Source organism: Bradyrhizobium sp. Leaf396, from assembly GCF_001424605.1.
Taxonomy (GTDB): Bacteria; Pseudomonadota; Alphaproteobacteria; order Rhizobiales; family Xanthobacteraceae; genus Bradyrhizobium; species Bradyrhizobium japonicum_C.
On record NZ_LMQJ01000005.1, the window covers coordinates 158,883 to 173,254 of the forward strand.

The 14,372-nt window shown below is 63.9% G+C and carries 11 protein-coding genes; 5 read left to right on the forward strand and 6 right to left on the reverse strand.

Features of this window, described 5'->3' with window-relative positions:
* The first annotated feature begins 1 nt into the window (after position 1).
* The 5 genes from ASG57_RS07410 (at position 2) to cnbZ (ending at position 7,668) form a co-directional block, all read left to right on the forward strand.
* Complete coding sequence (locus ASG57_RS07410; protein ID WP_024340067.1) at positions 2-3,097, forward strand: MexW/MexI family multidrug efflux RND transporter permease subunit; 3,096 nt, start codon at positions 2-4, stop codon at positions 3,095-3,097.
* A gap of 127 nt (positions 3,098-3,224) precedes the next feature.
* Positions 3,225-5,279 (forward strand): sensor histidine kinase, encoded by a 2,055-nt coding sequence (locus ASG57_RS07415; protein WP_024340066.1) that lies wholly within the window; start codon positions 3,225-3,227, stop codon positions 5,277-5,279.
* Complete coding sequence (locus ASG57_RS07420; RefSeq protein ID WP_024340065.1) at positions 5,276-5,665, forward strand: response regulator; 390 nt, start codon at positions 5,276-5,278, stop codon at positions 5,663-5,665. Before ASG57_RS07415 ends, ASG57_RS07420 begins: the two co-directional genes overlap by 4 nt.
* On the forward strand, positions 5,662-6,912 hold the full coding sequence (locus ASG57_RS07425; RefSeq protein ID WP_024340064.1) for an adenylate/guanylate cyclase domain-containing protein: 1,251 nt from the start codon (positions 5,662-5,664) through the stop codon (positions 6,910-6,912). Before ASG57_RS07420 ends, ASG57_RS07425 begins: the two co-directional genes overlap by 4 nt.
* A gap of 9 nt (positions 6,913-6,921) precedes the next feature.
* On the forward strand, positions 6,922-7,668 hold the full coding sequence (cnbZ, locus tag ASG57_RS07430) for a 2-amino-5-chloromuconate deaminase CnbZ (protein ID WP_024340063.1): 747 nt from the start codon (positions 6,922-6,924) through the stop codon (positions 7,666-7,668).
* Positions 7,669-7,720: 52 nt separating this feature from the next.
* On the opposite strand, the gene ASG57_RS07435 is transcribed toward cnbZ, so the two are convergent.
* From ASG57_RS07435 to ASG57_RS07460, 6 genes are all read right to left on the reverse strand, one after another.
* Entirely contained in the window at positions 7,721-8,431 is a 711-nt protein-coding gene (locus tag ASG57_RS07435) for a DUF1028 domain-containing protein (protein WP_024340062.1), read from the reverse strand.
* 10 nt (positions 8,432-8,441) lie between these two features.
* Positions 8,442-10,247 carry a gamma-glutamyltransferase family protein gene (locus ASG57_RS07440; protein WP_024340061.1) on the reverse strand — a complete coding sequence of 602 codons (1,806 nt, stop codon included), beginning with the start codon at positions 10,245-10,247 and terminating at the stop codon, positions 8,442-8,444.
* Between the two features lie 86 nt (positions 10,248-10,333).
* Positions 10,334-11,323: an ABC transporter ATP-binding protein gene (locus tag ASG57_RS07445; protein WP_024340060.1), complete on the reverse strand. Its 990-nt coding sequence runs from the start codon at positions 11,321-11,323 to the stop codon at positions 10,334-10,336.
* Positions 11,320-12,306, reverse strand: coding sequence for an ABC transporter ATP-binding protein (locus ASG57_RS07450; protein ID WP_024340059.1), 987 nt, complete (start codon positions 12,304-12,306; stop codon positions 11,320-11,322). The genes ASG57_RS07445 and ASG57_RS07450 overlap by 4 nt, the downstream gene beginning before the upstream one ends.
* A 13-nt stretch (positions 12,307-12,319) precedes the next feature.
* Entirely contained in the window at positions 12,320-13,288 is a 969-nt protein-coding gene (locus tag ASG57_RS07455) for an ABC transporter permease (RefSeq protein WP_024340058.1), read from the reverse strand.
* Between the two features lie 11 nt (positions 13,289-13,299).
* Complete coding sequence (locus tag ASG57_RS07460) at positions 13,300-14,280, reverse strand: ABC transporter permease (RefSeq protein ID WP_024340057.1); 981 nt, start codon at positions 14,278-14,280, stop codon at positions 13,300-13,302.
* Positions 14,281-14,372: the final 92 nt, after the last annotated feature.

Genomic DNA, 14,372 nt, shown 5'->3' on the forward strand with positions numbered 1-14,372 from the left:
GATGGCCTTTACCGATATTTTCATCAAGCGCCCGGTTCTGTCGGTCGTCGTCAGCCTGCTGATCCTGCTGATCGGCTTGCGTGCGGCGATGGTGCTGCCGATCCGGCAATATCCGAAGCTGTCGAATACGGTCATCAACATCACGACCGTCTATCCCGGCGCGTCTGCCGACCTGATCCAGGGCTTCATCACCACGCCGATCGAGCAGGCCGTCGCCTCCGCCGAGGGCGTCGACTACATCACTTCCTCTTCGGTGCTCGGCACCTCGACCATTCAGGTCTACATCAAGCTGAACTTCGATCCGAACCAGGCGCTCACCGAGGTGCTGGCCAAGACGAACTCGGTGAAATACCTGATCCCGAAGGAATCCAACGACCCGATCGTCACCAAGACCACGGGCCAGACTACGGCCGTTATGTATCTCGGCTTCTCGTCCGAAGAACTGTCGGGCTCGGCGATCTCCGATTATCTGACGCGCGTGGTCCAGCCGGTGCTATCGACCGTCGACGGCGTGGCTTCGGCCGACATCTTGGGCGGCCAGACCTTCGCGATGCGGCTGTGGCTTGACCCCGTGAAGATGGCCGGCCGCAATGTCTCGCCGACCGATGTTGCGGCGGCGATCCAGGCCAACAACTTCCAGTCCGCGGCAGGCCAGACCAAGGGCTATCTGATCGTTTCGAACGTCTCGACCAATACCGGCCTGACCAATGTCGATCAGTTCAAGAAGATGATCGTCAAGGCCAAGGACGGCGGCTTCGTGCGGATGGAGGATATCGCCACCGTCGAACTTGCCGCTCAAAGCACGGATGCCAGCGTCGCCTTCAACGGCGAGCACGCGATCTTCATCGGCGTGCAGGCAACGCCGCAGGGCAACCCGCTGACGCTGGTGAAGGGCGTGCGCGCGCTGTTCCCCGAGCTCGAGCGGAACTTGCCGCCGTCGATGAAGATGAAAGTCGCCTACGACTCGACCAAGTTCATCCAGTCCTCGATCGACGAGGTGGAGAAGACGCTGGGCGAAGCCGTGATCATCGTGATCGTGGTCATCTTCCTGTTCCTGGCCTCGCTACGCTCGGTCATCATCCCCGTCGTCACCATTCCGCTGTCGATGATCGGCGTCTGCACCCTGATGCTGGCGCTGGGCTTCAGCTTCAACCTCTTGACTCTGCTTGCGATGGTGCTGGCGATCGGCCTCGTCGTCGACGACGCCATCGTCGTGGTGGAGAACATCCATCGCCACCTTGAGGAGGGCAAGACACCGGTCCAGGCCTCGCTGCAAGGTGCGCGCGAGATCGTGGGTCCTGTCATCTCCATGACGATCACGCTCGCGGCGGTCTACGCGCCGATCGGCTTCCTCGGCGGCCTCACCGGCTCGCTGTTCCGCGAATTCGCCTTCACGCTCGCGGGCTCGGTGATCGTGTCGGGCGTAATCGCGCTGACGCTCTCGCCGATGATGTGCTCGGTGTTGCTGAAGAACACCGAGGAGGGCCGCTTCGCCAAGCTCGTGAACCGGGTGTTCGGTGCGATGACGCGCTGGTATGGGCGCAAGCTCGATCGTTCGCTTGACTACAAGGCGATTACCGGCCTCTTCGCGGTCACGATCCTCGGTCTCGTCGGCTTCCTCTATATGCACACTTCGAAGGAGCTTGCGCCAGAGGAAGACCAGGGCATCGTGTTCGCCGTCACAAAGGCTCCGAAATACGCCAACATCGATTATCTCGATTTCTACGGCGAGAAGCTCGACAAGGAATTCGCGAAATTCCCCGAGACCGATCTGCGCTTCGTGCTGAATGGCATCAACGGTCCGCAGGGCGGCATCGCCGGCATGCTGCTCAAGCCATGGGACGAGCGCAAGCGCTCGGCGATCCAGCTGAAGCCGCTGGTGCAGGCCGAACTCTCCAAAATCGAGGGGGTGCAAGCCTTTGCGTTCAACCTGCCGCCGCTGCCGGGCGGCCCGGGCGGCTTGCCGATCCAGATGGTGATCAACTCCACCGCCGGGTTCCAGACGGTCTATGAGCAGATGGAGAAGCTGAAGGAGGCCGCGCGCAACAGCGGCATGTTCATCGTTTCCGACAGCGATCTCGCCTACAACCAGCCGAACGTGAAGGTGACGATCGACCGCACCAAGGCGCAGGATCTCGGCGTCAACATGCAGAACCTCGGCGCTACGCTGGCGGTGCTGCTCGGCGGCAACTACATCAACCGCTTCAATCTCGAGGGTCGTTCGTACCAGGTGATCCCGCAGGTGCCGCGTGCCAAGCGGCTGTCCCCGGAATCGCTCGGCGGCTATTATGTGACGACCAATACCGGGCAGCAGCTTCCGCTGTCGACGTTGGTGTCGATTGAGACCAAGACCGACCCGAATTCGTTGACTCACTTCAACCAGCTCAATTCGGCGACGTTCTCGGCAGTGCCGATGCCGGGCGTGACCGTCGGTGCTGCGGTGGACTTCCTCGAAGGTGAGGCCAAGAAGTTGCCGCAGGGCTTCAGCCACGACTATCTGGCCGATTCCCGGCAATATGTGCAGGAAGGCAATCAGCTCGCGATCACCTTCGGCTTCGCGCTGATCATCATCTTCCTGGTGCTGGCGGCGCAGTTCGAGAGCCTGCGCGACCCGTTGGTCATCATGATCTCGGTGCCGATGGCTATCGTCGGCGCGCTGATCCCGCTGTTCTTCGGCGCGGCGACGATGAACATCTACACCCAGGTCGGTCTGCTCACCCTGGTCGGCCTGATCACCAAGCACGGCATCCTGATGGTGGAGTTCGCCAACGAGCTCCAGATCAACGAGCGGCTCGACCGCCGCTCGGCGATCGAGATGTCGGCTCGCATCCGGCTGCGGCCGATCCTGATGACCACGGCCGCGATGGTGACCGGCCTGATTCCGCTCCTGACCGCGACCGGGGCGGGTGCGGCCAGCCGCTTCTCGATCGGTCTGGTCGTCGTGGCCGGCATGTCGATCGGTACGCTGTTCACGCTGTTCGTGTTGCCGGCGGTCTATGTGGTGCTGGCGACCGATCATCGCGCGGCGGCCGATTCGGAGCGGAACAAGCAGATCAACGACCTCGACCTCGGATCAAAAGCGCTGCGGCCGACCTGAACCGCAGACAAGGCTGGTGCCAAGGGCGGCAGCGGTCATCCGCTGCCGCCTTTTTCGTTGAGCTTGTTGCAAGCCCTGTGCGCGCCCGCGAGAGACAAGAATCGGTCTTCTTGCTAGGTTTCGCGGGATGAGCCTTTCCCTCCACCCCGACTCACCTCAAGCTGGAACGCTAGCCAGTGCGGCACCAAGCCAGGCAGGGCAGGGCGAAACGGGCCGCGGCATCAGGATCCGGCTGTTCACCAAGTATGTCGCCCTGTTCGTGGCCGTCGTGGCCATCGCGCTGCTGGTCAACGGCCTGTTCGAGGTCTTCTTCTACTACCGCGAGCACAAGGCTGCGCTGATCCGGGTTCAGCACGAGCAGGCCGAGTCGGCCGCGGCCAAGATCGGTCATTTCGTCAAGGAGATCGAAAGCCAGCTCGGCTGGACCACCCAGCTGCCCTGGTCCGGAGGCTCGATCGAACAGCGCCGATTCGATGCGCTACGCCTCCTGCGCCAAGTGCCCGCGATTACCGAGCTTGCCCAGGTGGATTCGACCGGCAAGGAGCGGTTGCGGGTCTCGCGGCTGGCGATGGATGCGCTCGACAGCGGGATCGACCTGTCGAGCGATCCGAAGTTCACTGAGGCGGTCGTGCACAAGGTCTATTACGGCCCCGTTTATTTTCGCCGGGAATCCGAGCCCTACATGACGCTGGCGCTGGCTGGGGCGCGCAAGGATGCCGGCGTCAGCATCGCGGAGGTGAATCTCAAGCTGATCTGGGACGTGGTCTCCCAAATCAAGGTCGGCGCGCGCGGGCACGCCTATGTGGTCGGCCCGGAGGGGCGTCTGATCGCGCATCCCGACATCAGCCTCGTGCTGCGCAATAGCGACATGTCCGGCCTCCCGCAGGTGCGTTCGGCGCTGGCTGCCGGCGGCAGGATGCCGGATGAACTGGAGGAGGGGCGCAACATTCAGGGCCAGAAGGTCTTGACCGCCTCCGCCCCCATCCAGCCTCTGCATTGGACCATGTTCGTCGAGCTGCCGGTCGAGGAGGCCTATGCCTCTCTTTATGCCTCTCTGCAGCGGCTCGCGATCGTGTTGCTTGCGGCGTCGATCTTCGCGGTGCTTGCGGGGATCTTCCTGGCGCGCCGCTTGGTCGGTCCTATCCAGGCGTTGCGCAGCGGCGCCGAAAGGATCGGCGGCGGCGACTTCTCGCAGCGCATCTCGATCCGGACCGGAGACGAGCTCGAAGGTCTCGCCGACCAGTTCAACGACATGGGGGCGCGCTTGCAGGAATCCTATGCCGATCTCGAGAACAAGGTCGAGCAGCGCACCGCGGAACTGCGTCGATCCCTCGACGATTTGCGCACTGCGCAGAACCGCCTGATCCAGTCCGAAAAGCTCGCGTCCCTGGGCCAGCTCACCGCCGGCATTGCGCACGAGATCAAGAACCCGCTCAACTTCGTCAACAATTTCTCCGCAATTTCGACGGAGCTGATCGATGAGCTCAATGAGACCCTGCGATCCGCCCCGCTCGACGGCAAGGCGAAAGAGGAAGTCGAGGAGCTGACCGGCATGCTCAAGGGCAATCTCGAGAAGGTGGTGCAGCACGGCAAGCGCGCCGACTCCATCGTCCGGAACATGCTGCTGCATTCGCGCGAAGGCTCTGGTGAACATCGCGCCGCCGACATCAATGCCATCGTGGAGGAAAGCATCAATCTCGCCTATCACGGAGCGCGCGCAGAGAAACCGGATTTCAACGTCACGATCCAGCGGGCGTTCGATCCCGCTGCCGGCATGATCGACGTCTATCCGCAGGAGATCACGCGCGTTCTCCTCAATCTGATCGCGAACGGCTTCTATGCCACCGCCAAGCGCAAGGAGAGCGCCGGTGACGGTTTCGAGCCCACCCTGAGCGCGACGACGAAGAATTGCGGCAACGCCGTCGAGATCCGGATCCGTGACAACGGCACCGGGATTCCGCCCGAAGTCAAGGAGAAGATGTTCAACCCCTTCTTCACCACCAAGCCGGCCGGCGAGGGGACGGGGCTCGGTTTGTCCATGAGCCACGATATCATCGTGAAGCAGCACGGGGGTACGATCGACGTGAACACCGAGCCTGGTGTATTCACCGAGTTCATCATTACGCTGCCGCGAGCCATCGCAACCGGCCCCACGACTGGCACACCTGGAGGCAAGTCTTGAACGTATACATCCTGGTCGTCGACGACGAGCCGGACGTCGAGGCGCTGTTTCGGCAGCAGTTCAGGCGCGACCTGCGCGCCGGCCGGTTCCAGATGGAGTTCGCGCTCTCTGCGCCCGAGGCGCTCAAGCGTGCCGCCGAGGTCCGCGATCCCTCGCTGATCCTAATCCTGTCCGACATCAACATGCCCGGCATGAGCGGGCTAGACATGCTGCCCAAGGTCCGCGCTGCGCATCCGGACGTCCCCGTCATCATGATCACGGCCTATGGCGATGCCGAAACGCGCCGCAAGGCGATCGAACGCGGCGCCGTCGGGCTTCTCACCAAGCCGATCGACTTCGCGCTGCTGCGGCAGGAGATCGACACGAGGCTCGAGCAAGCCGCATGACTGCGACCATCCTCTTCGTCGACGACGAGCCCGACCTCGAGGCGCTGGTCCTGCAGAAATTCCGCAAGCAGGTCCGCGACGGGCAGCTCGCTCTCATCTTCGCGCGCGACGGCCTGGAGGCGCTGGAGTCGCTCGAGCGGAACCCGCATGTCGACATGGTGGTTTCCGACATCAACATGCCGCGGATGGACGGGTTGTCGCTGCTGGCGAAGCTCCAGGAGGCCGAGGACAAGAAGTCGACCATCATCGTCTCGGCCTATGGTGACATGAGCAATATCCGCATCGCCATGAACCGGGGAGCGTTCGACTTCCTGACCAAGCCGATCGACTTCGCCGATCTGGAGACAACGATCGAGAAGACCATTCGGCATGTTGAAATGCTGCGCGAAGTCCGGCGGCGTCAGATGGAAGCCGAGCGTGCCCATGCTGCGCTGTCGCGTCATTTCTCGCCACAGCTCGCCAAACGGCTGGCGGCAAGCGGCGAAGGCGAAGGGGTTGAAGTACAGTGGCGCGACATCGCGACCATCTTCACCGATATCACCGGCTTCACCTCGCTGGTTGAAAGTGCGCCGCCCGAGACGCTGGGCGAACTGCTCAACGAATATGTCGGCGGGATGACCGAGATCGTCTTCACGCACGAAGGGACGGTCGCCAAAATCATCGGCGACGCGATCCAGGTTCTGTTCAATGCGCCCGGAGATCAGCCGGACTATGCGACGCGTGCCGTTGCCTGCGCGCATGATCTTGATGCCTGGGCGCAGAGCTTTTGCGTGCGCCAGAAAGCCAGGGGTGTGAATTTTGGCACGACCCGTATCGGCATTCACGCCGGACCGGCGCTGGTCGGAAATTTCGGCGGAAACCGCTTTTTCGACTACACGGCCTACGGCGACACCATCAACACGGCGGCGCGGCTGGAGGCCGCGAACAAGCATCTGGGAACGCGCATCTGCGTCAGTGCCAGCGTAGCGAACGGGGCAGCGAATTTCCATGGTCGTCCGGTGGGCGACCTGATGCTGCGCGGACGCAGCGAGCCGCTGCGCGCATTCGAACCGCTCCGCCAGACCGAATTCGAAGCTCCGGCGACGGCGCAATATTCCGAAGCTTTCGGCAAGATGGAGGCTGGTGATGCCGCGGCCATGCCGGCCTTTGCCGCGCTGGTCGGCATGCATGCCGACGACCCTCTGGCCAGTTTTCACCTGAAGCGCCTGCTCAACGGCGCCAAGGGCATTCGCATGCAATTGGAATAGGAGCCCATCATGACCCGTGAATTCTCAGCCGGCAACTACCGTTTCATTCCATCCGTGTTCCAGTACTCCGCAGGCGCCGCCGCGGACGAAGGCTATGAGATCCAGCGCGTCCGGTTCGATCGCCTGGTGCCGCTCGCAGAAGGCTTTGCGCTGGCGGCAAAGTTTATCCAGGAGGCGGGACGTCCGTTGACGGCATTCTGTGCTTGCGAGCTGCGGTCGCCGGCGGCCTTCAGCGAGGAAGGCTTTCGCGCGTTCAATCTGCATTATGTGAAGACCCTGTCCGAATGGGGCATCTTCGACGGCACCACCAATCCGGTGGCGCGCAGCAATGTTTGTCCCGAGATCGATCCGCCATCGGAGCCCTCGTTCTATGCGTTCTCCTTCACGCGCCCGACACGGTCAAACGCGCCGAGCTTCGTCATCGCCGGCGGCGCCGAGGCACGTGAGGGCAGCGGCACCTATGTCGAGCGCACGGTGCGTTACCGCGATCTCAGCCCGGAAGGGCTTCGGGAAAAGGTGCGCTTCACGACGACGTCGCAGATGGAGAACCGGATGGCGGCCTTCGGCTTCGGTTGGAAGGATACTACCGGCGTGCAGGCATATTCCGTGCACGACTTCCATCATGCGCTGGTCGACGAGCTGGTCCGCCGTGGCGCGCTGCGCTCCGGCCTGACCTGGCATTTTGCCCGGCCGCCTGTCGTCGATCTCGAATACGAGATGGATTGCCGCCGGGTGATGCGGGAAGTGGTGATTTAGTCTGACGCTGATGGTCGCTCTTCAGCTCGTCCACTGGGAAAGCCAGATCGCATCATGACTGTCTTATGCGCGCCGCAGCAATGCTGGCCTCGATGACGCTGCGATCGGTGTTGCCCGCCGGGTTCTGCCGCGTTGGCATGGAGGCGCGAAAGTGCACCCAGAGCTCGTGGCTGACGCGCTCGAGCCGTTCGAGCTCGCCCAGCGGATCGGGATGATCGTCGGCCCGAATGTCGAGCGCTGGCCATTCTTCCTCGCCGTGGATCAGCAGCGCGGCGGACTGCTTGCCGCGCTTGTCGCCGCCTGCGGCTTCGCCTGCGCGCATCGCGGCGAGCAGGCGGCGCGGAAAGGGCAAGCTGTCATTGGCGATGTAGGTCTTTGCGGTCTCGTCGAGCACGTCGGCTCCTGCCAGCATGTTGCCGGCGATCGAGAAGCCGCTGCCGGCGATGTGACCGCACCAGCCGACGCAGTCGTGCCCTGTGTGAGCCGCGATTTCGCCGCTCGCATCCATGATGTGGACTTGCCGGCTCTCGCGGCCGTCGTCGGTTGCGAGCAGAGAGCCCAGCACGTCGTGGGCATTGAGGCCTTCCCGCAGCAGCCTGACGCCGTCGATGCCGTAATAGGGATTGACGAAGGCCTGCGTTGCGATGGCGCCGACGCCGGCAGCAATGTACGGGACCCGCGCGCCGACGGCGAAGAAGCGGGTGGCCACCGCAATCCCGAACTGACCGGTGGCAGGGTCGCGCGCGATGATCGACCAAGTCATGTGCAGCCTTCTACCGTCCCGCAGCGTAGCCCTGCATGCCGCGCGGATTGGCGGCAGCGCGGCGGCGTGGACCGACCCGCGAGGCGGCGGTGAGACGGCCTTCCGACCAGTCGGGACCGATCTCGACGATATGTCCGCGCTCGCGCAAGTTCTCGATCGTTGCCTTAGGCACGCGGTTCTCGACCACGAGCACGCCCGGGCGCGCGGTGCGCGGCCAGAACGAGATCGGGAAGTGCTCGGAGTGCCAGGCCGGCGCGTCGATTGCCTCCTGGAGATTGAGGTTGCAATGGACGTGGCGCAGGAAGAACTGCGTGATCCACTGGTCCTGCTGGTCGCCGCCGGGCGAGCCCCAGGCAAGGTACGGCTCGCCGTCGCGCAATGCCATGGTCGGCGACAGCGTCGTGCGCGGCCGCTTGCCCGGCGCGAGCGCGGCGGGGTGGCCTTCCTCGAGCCAGAACATCTGGGCGCGGCTGCCGAGGCAGAAGCCGAGCTCCGGAATGATGGGCGAGGATTGCAACCAGCCGCCCGAGGGGGTCGAGGACACCATGTTGCCGTCCTTGTCGATGATGTCGAAATGCACGGTGTCGCCGCGCACCTCGCCGAAGCGTCCCACCGTCGGCTCGCCGGCACCGAGCGCACCGACCGCTTCGCGCTGGCCCTCGGCGCGGCGCAGCTTGACCATTCCGCCAAAACCCTCCACCGAGCCGGGGATGAAATCGAGCGAGGCCTTGTCGGTGACGAGCTTGCGACGCTCATCATTGTAGATATCCGACAGCAGCGTCGAGATCGGGATCTCGGTGAACTTAGGATCGCCGTAGAACTTTTCGCGGTCGGCGAAGGCGAGCTTTGCGCATTCGATCTGCAGATGGATGAACTCCGGTCCCGTCGGATCGAGTCCGTCGAGGTCGAAGCCCTTGAGCAGCGCAAGCTGCTGGAGCGTGACGGGGCCCTGGCTCCAGACGCCAGCCTTGCAGACGGTATAGCGGCCATATTCGTAGGTGAGCGGTGCCTCGACTGTCGGCTGCCAACGGGCCATGTCGTCGGCGGACAGGACGCCGCGATGCGGGGAGCCGCTGACGTCCATCACCTCCTGTGTCCGGCAAAACTTGTCGATGGCCTCCGCAACGAAGCCTTGCGACCAGGCCTTGCGCGCGCGCTCGATCTCGGCGTCGCGGCCTGCACCGCCGCTCTCGGCTTCGCGGAGAATGCGGTCGTAGGTCGCGGCCAACGTCTTGTTGGTGAAGAGCGTGCCGGGTTTCGGCACCTCGCCGTTCGGCAGGTACACTGCGGCGGAGGTCGGCCAGTGCTTCCGGAACAACTGCTCGACCATCTGGATCGTGGCGCAGGCACGCTCGACCAATGGATAGCCGTCGCGGGCGTATGCGATCGCAGGCTCCAGGACGTCGCGCACGCGCATCGTGCCGTAATCGCGCAGCAGCATCATCCAGGACTCGAACGTGCCGGGAACGCAGGCCGCGAGCAGGCCCGTGCCGGGCACCATGTCGAGACCTTCGCTCCTGTAATGCGCGATGGTGGCGCGCGCGGGCGCCGGGCCCTGACCGCAGATCACCTCGGTGCGGCCGCGTTTGACGTCGTGAACGATGATGGGGACATCACCGCCGGGACCGTTCAGATGCGGCTCGACCACCTGGAGAGTGAAGGCGGCGGCGACGCCGGCATCGAAGGCGTTACCGCCTTTCTCCAAAATGCCCATGCCGACCGCGGTCGCAATCCAGTGCGTGGTGGCAACGACCCCGAAGGTGCCCTCAATCTCGGGTCTCGTCGTGAACGGATCGGGATTGATATTGCTGCCCATCGGATTTCACCACCTTACTTCGACGCGCGCAATTGATCACAGAGCCACGTCGCCGCCAAATGCGAAGGCTGCATGGCACGCGCGCGTCACGCCGGGACCGGCGCAGTGTTGACCGCGTGGCAGGCGGCGCCGTCGATCAGTTCGGGCGTCTCCCTGCGGCAGAGATCGAACGCGAGCGGACAGCGTGGATTGAAGGCGCAGCCGGGCGGCGGGTTGATCGGGTTTGGGATCTCGCCCTTGACGGGAACCCGCTGACGGCCGCTCATGGCGAGATCGGGCACCGCGCCGAGCAGCATCTTGGTGTAAGGCATGCGTGGACGGGCGAAAAGCTCGCGCCCTTCCGCGATCTCGACAATGCGGCCGAGATACATCACGCCGACGCGGCTCGCCATGTGACGGACCACGGCGAGGTTGTGGCTGATGAACATGTAGGTCAGGCCGAACTTGTCCTGGAGGTCGCGCATCAGGTTCAGGATCTGCGCCTGCACGGAAACGTCGAGGGCCGAGGTCGGCTCGTCGCAGACGATGAACTCGGCGTCAGACGCGAGCGCTCGCGCGATCGCGATGCGCTGGCGCTGACCGCCGGAGAATTCGTGCGGATATTTCAGACGGTCGTCGGGATGCAGGCCGACGAGGTTGAGCAGCTCGCCGACACGAGCCTGGATGTCGCGCTCGCCCAGGATCAAGCCGAAGGCGCGGATCGGCTCGGAGATGATCGCATCCACGCGGAAGCGCGGGTTCAGGCTTGCATAGGGGTCCTGGAAGATCATCTGGATGCGGCGGCGCAGCTTCCGGCGCGCGGGCGCCTGCCGCGGATCGGTCATGGAGACGCCGTCGATCAGCACGTCGCCGGAGCTCGGCGGCAGCAGCCCCACGACCATGCGCGCGACTGTGGTCTTGCCGGAGCCGGATTCACCGACCAGCGCGAACGTCTCGCCTTTTCTGATGTCGAAGGTGACGTGATCGACTGCTTTGAGATATTCGAGATGCCCGCCTTCGAGCACGCGATTTAGCCAGGGCTTTGAGACGTCGAAGACGCGGCGCAGGTCTGTAGCCTGAACGAACGGGGCGCTCATGCCACGCTCTCCGCCGCCGCATCGTCATAGAGATGGCAGGCGACCGATTGCGCTCCGCGCGGGAGCGGGTCCGGCCGGTCCACGCGGCAGCGATCGAAGGCGAAGGCGCAGCGCGGGTTGAACGAACAGCCGGGCGGGATGGCGGACAGCCGCGGCATGGAGCCGGGAATCTGCACGAGTCGCTTGTCCTCGCCCGCAAGCGTCGGAATGGCGCCCATCAAGCCCTTGGCGTAGGGATGCAGGGGATTCTTCACGACGTCCTGGACCGGGCCGATCTCGGCGATCCGGCCGGCATACATCACCGCGACGCGGTCGGATGTTTCCGCAATCACGCCCATGTCGTGGGTCACCAGCATCACGGCGGTGCCGTGATCGCGTCCCAGCCGCTTGATCAGCGAGATGATCTGCGCCTGAACGGAGACGTCGAGCGCGGTGGTCGGCTCGTCGGCGATGATCAGCTCCGGTTCGGCGCAGATCGCGAGCGCAATCACGACGCGCTGGCGCATGCCGCCAGAGAATTCGTGAGGATAGCCGTCGATACGTTTTTCGGGCGCGGGAATGCCGACTTCGGCCAAGAGGTCGATGGCGCGGCGGCGCGCGGCCGTCCCGGACAGATTGAGATGGGTCCGGATCGTCTCCACAATCTGGTCGCCGACGCGGTAGAGCGGATTGAGCGATGTGAGAGGATCCTGGAAGATCATCCCGATGCGCTTGCCCCGGACGCGGCGCAACTCCTCCGGCGGCAGATTGTCAATGCGCAGGCCCGCGAGACGGATCTCGCCGCCGGCGATCCGTCCGGGCGGATCGATCAGGCCGATCACGGAGAGGCCGGTGACGGACTTGCCGGCGCCGGATTCGCCGACGACGCCGAGCACCTCGCCCTTGGCGATATCGAAGGAGACACCGTCGATGGCGCGCAACGTCCCGCGGCGCGAGGCGAACTCGACCTTGAGATTTCGCACGGAGAGGACGGGTTCGGTCATGGACGAGGCGTACTCATCGAAGCTTCGGGTTGAGCGCGTCGCGCAACCAGTCGCCGAGCAGGTTGATTGACAGGATCAGCGCGGCCAGGGCGAGCCCGGGGAAGGCGACGATCCACCATTCGCCCGCGAACAGGTAGTTGTTGCCGATCCGGATCAGCGTGCCGAGCGAAGGCATGGTGTCGGGCAGGCCGACGCCAAGGAAGGACAGCGTCGCCTCGGTGATGATGGCAAGTGCGAGATTGATCGTGGCGATGACCAGGATTGGCCCCATCGTGTTCGGCAGCACATGCCGAAGCATGATCTTGGGCGCTGGCAGGCCGATCAGCTGCGCGGCAGCCACATAGTCCTTGTTCTTCTCGACCATGACGGAACTGCGCACCGTTCGGGCATACCCAACCCAGAAGCTGAGGCCGATCGAGATGACCAGCACCGTCAGCATGCTGGTGGCGTCCAGCCGGTTGCCGAGAATCGACTTGGCGATGCCGTTGACCAGCAGCGCGATCAGGATGGCCGGAAAGGTAAGCTGCACGTCGGCGATCCGCATGATCACGCCGTCGACCGCGCCGCCGAAATATCCGGCGATCAGGCCAAGCGCGATGCCGAGCACACCGGCAAAGATCACGCCGGCTACGCCGACTGCGAGCGAGATGCGCATGCCGTAGAGAATGGCGGAGAACACGTCGCGGCCCTGTTCGTCGGTGCCGAGCAGGAAGGGGCTCTGGCCGTCGGCGGTCCAGAGCGGGGAAATCCGCGAATTCATCAATTGCAGCTGCGCCGGGTCGAACGGGTTCTGCACCGCGAGCGCGGATGCAAAGATCGCAAGCAGGAAGAACAGAACCGTGATGGCTGCTGCCACCATCGTGAGCTTGGAGCGGCGGAACGAATAGAAGAGGTCGCTGTCGAGCGCGCGACCGAACCAGCCGTGGGTGCGCGCGGGCTGCGTGCCCTGCCTGTCGGACTTGGAGACGACTGCGTCGGACATGGAGCGATGCCCTATGCGGCGCGACCGACGGTCGAGCGCAGACGTGGATCGACCACGGTGTAGAGGATATCGACCACCAGATTGATGGTGACGAAAATCAGCGAAACCATCAGCAGGTAGGCGGCCATGATCGGAATATCGACGTTCTGCACGGCCTGCACGAAGAGAAGTCCCATGCCCGGCCACTGGAACACGGTTTCGGTGATGATGGAAAATGCAATAACCGAGCCAAACTGGAGTCCTGCGACCGTGATCACCGGAATCAGCGTGTTCTTCAGCGCATGGCCGAAATGGATGGCACGGGTGGTCAGCCCCCTCGCGCGAGCGAAGCGGATGTAGTCAGTTCGCAGCACTTCGAGCATCTCCGCGCGCACCAGCCGCATGATCAGGGTCATCTGGAACAAGCCGAGCGTGATCGAAGGCATGATCAGCGCCTTCAGCCCCGACAGCGTGAGCAGGCCCGTCGTCCACCAGCCGAGCCTGACCACCTCACCGCGGCCGAACGAGGGCAACCAGCCCAACGTCACGGCGAACAGGTAGATCAGGAGAATGCCGATAAGGAAGGTCGGCAGCGAGATGCCGATCAGTGACACCGCCTGGAATAGCTTGGCCAGGAAGGTATCGCGCCTGAGCGCGGAATAGACGCCCATGAGAATGCCGAGGACCATCGCAAAGACGGTCGCGCAGATCGCAAGTTCCAGCGTCGCGGGCATGCGCTCCATCAGCAGCGCCGAGACCGGTTGGCGGAACTGGTAGGAGACGCCGAACTTGAACTGCGCGGCATCGGCAAAATAGCGAACGAACTGCACCGGCACGGGGTCGTCGAGGCCGAGCGACTTGCGCACGGCTTCGCGCTCGGCCGCAGGCGTGTCGATGGACACGATCTGGTTGACGGGATCGCCGGCGAAGCGGAACATCGAGAACGCGATGATGCCAACGGCGAACATGACGCCGATGGCCTGAATGGCGCGGCGCAGAGTGAAAGCGAGCATTCCTTCCACTGTCCTTGAGAGTGTGTCGAGGCTGACGTCTTTGTCAGCCGGAAACGGAAAGTCTCCGGAAGCCTGACGCTGCCGGGACCTTC